Origin of the sequence: Methanohalobium sp. (assembly GCF_018609725.1) — an archaeon.
Lineage (GTDB): Archaea > Halobacteriota > Methanosarcinia > Methanosarcinales > Methanosarcinaceae > Methanohalobium.
The window spans coordinates 1-5227 of the sequence record NZ_JAHENT010000037.1; the positions used below are offsets into that span (position 1 = coordinate 1).

Here is a 5227-nt window from a genome sequence, read left to right on the forward strand (position 1 = left end):
ATAATAAGTCAATTTCTGAATCCCGGTTTTACCAAATTTCTTGTTGTGCCATGCAGCTTCAGAAGCATAGTTGCAGGCCTCGTTGAACTTTTTCATGGTTGTCAATAGTTTAGCGCGTTGTTCTCTATCGGGATTCAGTTTAACTTTCAGCGTCAGGTACATTATATCTATAAATATTTCATACATATATAAAATGATTATGAAGCAGAGATGTCACTGCTGGTTATTAATGTTTTATTTTTATAATGGACGCATTCCTCACTCTTTAATCGAAGTTTAAAGATATCTTTAAAACAACTTAAATCTCTGATTTAAGTTTAACTCTAAATATTTAATATAGAGTGTTTTGATTTAAAGAGAACAGTTAAAACTGTTGTCTTCCTGCTCCATTTCTCGTGAACTATTTATAGTTTTATGCATTATTATGTATTATTATGGTTCGACCAAAAAAACAGAGAATAGTAGATATTGAGCCTGAAGTCAGTGATTTTAAACCTACAGGAATTCCTCTATCAAGCTTAGATGAAGTTAATATCACCATCGATGAACTGGAATCTTTGAGGTTGATATATCTGGAAAATTTAAACCAAACAGAATCCGCCAGAAAGATGATGATTCATCAATCCACATTTCAAAGAATATCACAGCAAGCGATTGAAAAAATTACTAATGCCCTTATAAACGGTAAAGCAATAAAAATCGGAGGAGGTAACTATACGACACCAGCTGAACAAAAAACTGTACATGGACAGGGTAAAGGAAAACATGGATTTGGAGGACCTAGTGGGACATGTATATGTCCTGACTGTGGTTATGAACAATCTCACCAAAAGGGGATACCATGCAATCAGGTTAAATGTCCTGAATGTAGTAAATTAATGATTAGAAACGAGTAAATAAGGAGGTTTTAAAATTTCAAAGGATCAGATAGACAGCAACCAAATGTTTCATTCAAAAGGTCAAGGGAGTGTAAAAAAACCAAGTGAAAAAAATATAGTTTCCAGTAAAACAAAGGGTATGTGTGAATGCCCAAAATGTGGTTACGAATATCCTCACAGGGTAGGGTCACCATGCAAACGTACCCCATGTCCTGAATGCGGTACATACATGGCTCGTATCAACTAAATTTAAAGATTAAATAATACTATTATAATATACAACGACGTTACAAATTTTAGAACTGAACAAATATTGCACACGTTTGTATTTTATATCTGGAAAACCATAATAATGAATTGTGAAGATTATAAAGTAGGGGTGACCTGATACAAGGGCATCTATGTTTCCTCTTTCATTCTCCTTCATAGATGCCCTAATTCCGCATTATACTTGTTTTAACAAAGGTATCTTTATTATCGGTGTAAACATGAAGATAAGTCTAAAAGAAGCTTTTTTACAGGAAAATGTTGGAGGAGTTGACCTCTATGTACGTGCTTTAATAGGTAGTATAGCCACAATCGCACTTGCCATGGACCTTGTCGAAACATACCCATGGAACTGGATAACAGCTCTTATAGCTCTTGTCGGTTTGTTTACTGCAATGACCCGACACTGCACACCATATTCATTTATCAGATACAGTACAGTAAGAAAATGAAGGCTATATACAAATATTTTTATAGCTTCAAACCTTTTCAAATTTTGTAAAAAACAACCCATACACCGGTGCAAAGCCCTGAATATGTAAATGATGAGGTGAAGAAAAATTCGAACTATTTCAAGAGATGATACATTTATATATGTAGTTATACCCGCAACAATTATTCTTGTACTAATATCAGTGGCTATGGTAGTTTCAATACTTGGAAACGTTTGAATTTCACGATTTTTTAAATCCAAGGAGTCTGAACGATAATACAAACACACTATAAATTATAACTGCTGAAATAAAAAATGTTCCAGTACTCAAGTAACCATATAAAAACCCACCAAATATTAAGCCTGCAATACTTGCAAGACTCATAAAACTTCCAGCAAATCCCTGTACAGCTCCCTGATATTTTGGCCCCGCAAACTTTGAAAGAATGGAAAGCACCGATGGCCACATCAACCCATTACCTACTGCAAAGAAAATAGCAGCAATGTATGTTAAAATTTCACTTCCTGTTACCAGTAAAAGGAAATTAATTCCAAGTACAAAACTGCCTATAACCACAAGGAAACTATCAGAGTAAACCTTTGCCGCTTTACTAAGCACCGGCCCCTCTACAAACATCATCATAGAACTTAGGACTGTAAAATATAACCCCATATCAGAAACCTGCCATTCGAGCAAATTAAGTGCATGTAATGGGAATGCTGTATAAAATATGTTAAACCCCAAAAATATGAAAAAATAGAGCAAAAGTACATAGGGTATATGATTAATTTTTAAAATACGCTTAAAACCTATCTTTTCAACTTTCTCTCCGCCAGATGAATAACCGCCGCATTCCCTTTGTTCATAACCAAATACATCTTTAAGATTTGTTTTGTCTTCAAACTGGTAAATACATTTTCTGGATTCTGGTACTATAAATAGTATCACTAACGTACCAGTAAAAGAGATAATTATCGCTGCAACAACCGGCGAAAGGTACTGATAGGATATAGCACTTAATATACTCGCAAGAGCCGGACCCACAATAAGGCCAAGGTTTGTAGTTACCGACATCCACCCATAGTTTTTACTTCTATCTTCTTCACTGGTTATATCTGCAAGGTATGCATTTGCAACAGAAACATTTCCCCCGGTTATACCGTCAAGAGCCCTTGCAACAAAAAGTATTAAAAGAGGTACAGTCAGGGTAAAACTTCCCAGAATATTATTATCTATATCCCTCAGGGTAGTTATGGGTATCAACAACGCTATTAGAAATATAAACCACGAAAGCAGTGTTCCCAACTGACTCAAAAATAGTATTTTTTTCCTTCCATAAATGTCTGACCAGCGCCCGAGTACTGGAGCTCCAACCAACTGGAATACAGGATACGTTGCCCCTATTATACCATAAATTATAGAGTTACCACCAAACCTGTCAACCAGAAAAACCAGAAAAGGCAAAACTATGCTAAACCCAAGTGTACCAATAAAATTGACCATCAAAAGCGGTAATAAAGATATACCTGAACCCCTTCTCCCAAGCATCAAATTTATGGTATTGATTTCCAGTTTAGTAAATGTTTGCAAATAGATAAAATCAGAAGTTTCCGGTATGGAAACTGTCTGACTTAAAAGCTCATATCAAAGGATTCTTCAAAACGTTTTTTGAAATCTTCTATTTCAAAATAATGGTTCTGAGTTCCCTGATGTTCAATTTTTATAGCACCCATCAACGATGCGATTCTTCCAGTGGTTTCCCAATCAAGGTCGTTTGTCAGACCATAGAGCAGTCCTGCCCGGTACGCATCACCACAACCAGTTGGGTCTTTTAATTCTTTTGGCTCGGCTGCAGGAACATGAATTACTTCATCATCGGTATAGATTAATGAACCTTCAGGACCCTTTGTAATAATCAGAGCATCAAGATATGTAGCAATTTCCTCTTTGGTTTTACCAGTGCGGTCACTTATCAGTTGCCATTCATAATCATTAACTGTCAGCCATGTTGCCTTATCGATAAAGTCCATGAGTTCATCTCCATTAAACATTGGAAGACCCTGTCCGGGGTCAAATATGAAAGGTATCCCTGCATGAACAAACTCTGATGCGTGCTGAATCATCCCATCTCTGCCATCAGGTGCTACAATTCCTACGGTAGGGTCGTTAGCATCAAGCACCGAATTATGATGTGAATAATTCATAGCCCCTGGATGGAAAGCTGTTATCTGATTGTCATCCATATCTGTTGTTATAAACGCCTGTGCAGTAAATGTTTCATTTAATACTGTGACATATTCCTGACTGATGTTTTGGTCATTCATCCACTGAGAATAGGGGTCAAAATCTGCACCTACGGTACCCATTGGAAGTGGATTCCCACCAAGTAGTTTGAGGTTATAGGCTATATTTCCTGCACATCCTCCGAATTCACGACGTAATTCCGGTACAAGGAAAGATACATTTAATATATGCACTTTATCCGGTAGTATATGGTTTTTGAACTGATCATTAAATACCATGATGTTGTCAAAGGCAAATGAACCGCAAATTAAAGCTTTATCCATTGTTTTTACTCCTATTTATCCTTTTTATTTAGATTATAGATGTATTTTATATTAAAAATAAATAAAACAGGGTATTATCATTATTCCTTACTGAAATGGAATATCCCCCATGTTAGATATCCGCTGTTACCACCGTTTACCCAGTGCTGGAGTCCTTGTTTCATATTATTGATATATTCCTGACTGACTACCTTAGATAGTTCATCTTCTCTTCTTTTAGTCTCTTTTAATACTCTACCGTAATGGGTTGGCAGCTGAGATGTATGTTCTTCAAATTCCATCTCTTTCATGCCGTATTTTTTGGCAGATTTCCGATAGAAACCCGGAGATCCGAGTGATTCCAGGTGTATACGGTCAAGAATTGGCTGTAATACTCCTTCTGGACAGTCATCAGTCTGCATCGGGTCAGTGAATATAAAGTCACCCCCGCTTTTCAGGACACGAGCAACTTCTTTTATAACCTGTTCACGTTCATTGCTGTGCAGTATTGAATCCTGAGACCACACTACATCAAATGAATCGTCTGGATAGGGTAGATTTTCAAAACTACCATCAACCACTGTTATAAGGTGGTCAAGTGCCTGTTCCTCATTCATTTTGCTGTCACGTTCATTTTCCACTTCACTAAGATTTAGAGCAACTACCTGACATCCATAGTTTCTAGCAAGGTATCTGGCAGCTCCACCATACCCTGCACCTATATCCAAAATTTTACTATTTTTGTTCAAGTTGTTTATTTTAGATGCCATCCTTTCAACTGTACGACGACTGGCATCAAATATTGGCTCATCTTCTGATTGATAAAGACCGACATGAATGTCTTCACCACCCCAGATGGTGAAATAGAAATTATCGGCATCATTACTGTTGTAATATTCCTGTGCTTTATCAACTGCGGTTTTTTCACTTTCTGACATAGTTATTACATCTCCTCATCTTCTTTGTATTCTTTTTCAGCAACATGAAGGAAGAAATCTGGTTCATTCTCTTTGTACGTCTCTTTGAAATCCCCGAGAGTTTTTATTTCCTGGAATCCGACCTCATGCAGAAGTCTTCTTGTGTAATCTTTTCTCAATGGAAA

Annotated in this window: 6 protein-coding genes and 1 pseudogene; 3 read left to right on the top strand and 4 right to left on the bottom strand. The window is 36.7% G+C overall.

Annotated elements, in window-relative coordinates; genetic code table 11:
* Positions 1 to 162, bottom strand: a pseudogene (locus tag QZ276_RS02090) (RNA-guided endonuclease TnpB family protein); the annotation flags it as partial.
* 272 nt (positions 163 to 434) lie between these two features.
* Between QZ276_RS02090 and QZ276_RS02095 the strand changes: the two are divergent.
* From QZ276_RS02095 to QZ276_RS02105, 3 genes are all read left to right on the top strand, one after another.
* Positions 435 to 896: a DUF134 domain-containing protein gene (locus tag QZ276_RS02095; protein WP_292484845.1), complete on the top strand. Its 462-nt coding sequence runs from the start codon at positions 435 to 437 to the stop codon at positions 894 to 896.
* A gap of 46 nt (positions 897 to 942) precedes the next feature.
* Positions 943 to 1125 carry a hypothetical protein gene (locus QZ276_RS02100; protein WP_292484847.1) on the top strand — a complete coding sequence of 61 codons (183 nt, stop codon included), beginning with the start codon at positions 943 to 945 and terminating at the stop codon, positions 1123 to 1125.
* A 241-nt stretch (positions 1126 to 1366) separates the two neighbouring features.
* Complete coding sequence (locus tag QZ276_RS02105) at positions 1367 to 1597, top strand: DUF2892 domain-containing protein (protein ID WP_292484848.1); 231 nt, start codon at positions 1367 to 1369, stop codon at positions 1595 to 1597.
* Positions 1598 to 1819: 222 nt separating this feature from the next.
* On the opposite strand, the gene QZ276_RS02110 is transcribed toward QZ276_RS02105, so the two are convergent.
* From QZ276_RS02110 to QZ276_RS02120, 3 genes are all read right to left on the bottom strand, one after another.
* Positions 1820 to 3127 (bottom strand): MFS transporter, encoded by a 1308-nt coding sequence (locus QZ276_RS02110; RefSeq protein ID WP_292484850.1) that lies wholly within the window; start codon positions 3125 to 3127, stop codon positions 1820 to 1822.
* A gap of 83 nt (positions 3128 to 3210) precedes the next feature.
* Complete coding sequence (locus QZ276_RS02115) at positions 3211 to 4146, bottom strand: carbohydrate kinase family protein (RefSeq protein WP_292484851.1); 936 nt, start codon at positions 4144 to 4146, stop codon at positions 3211 to 3213.
* An 80-nt stretch (positions 4147 to 4226) separates the two neighbouring features.
* Positions 4227 to 5063 carry a class I SAM-dependent methyltransferase gene (locus QZ276_RS02120; protein ID WP_292484853.1) on the bottom strand — a complete coding sequence of 279 codons (837 nt, stop codon included), beginning with the start codon at positions 5061 to 5063 and terminating at the stop codon, positions 4227 to 4229.
* Between the last annotated feature and the right edge of the window lie 164 nt (positions 5064 to 5227).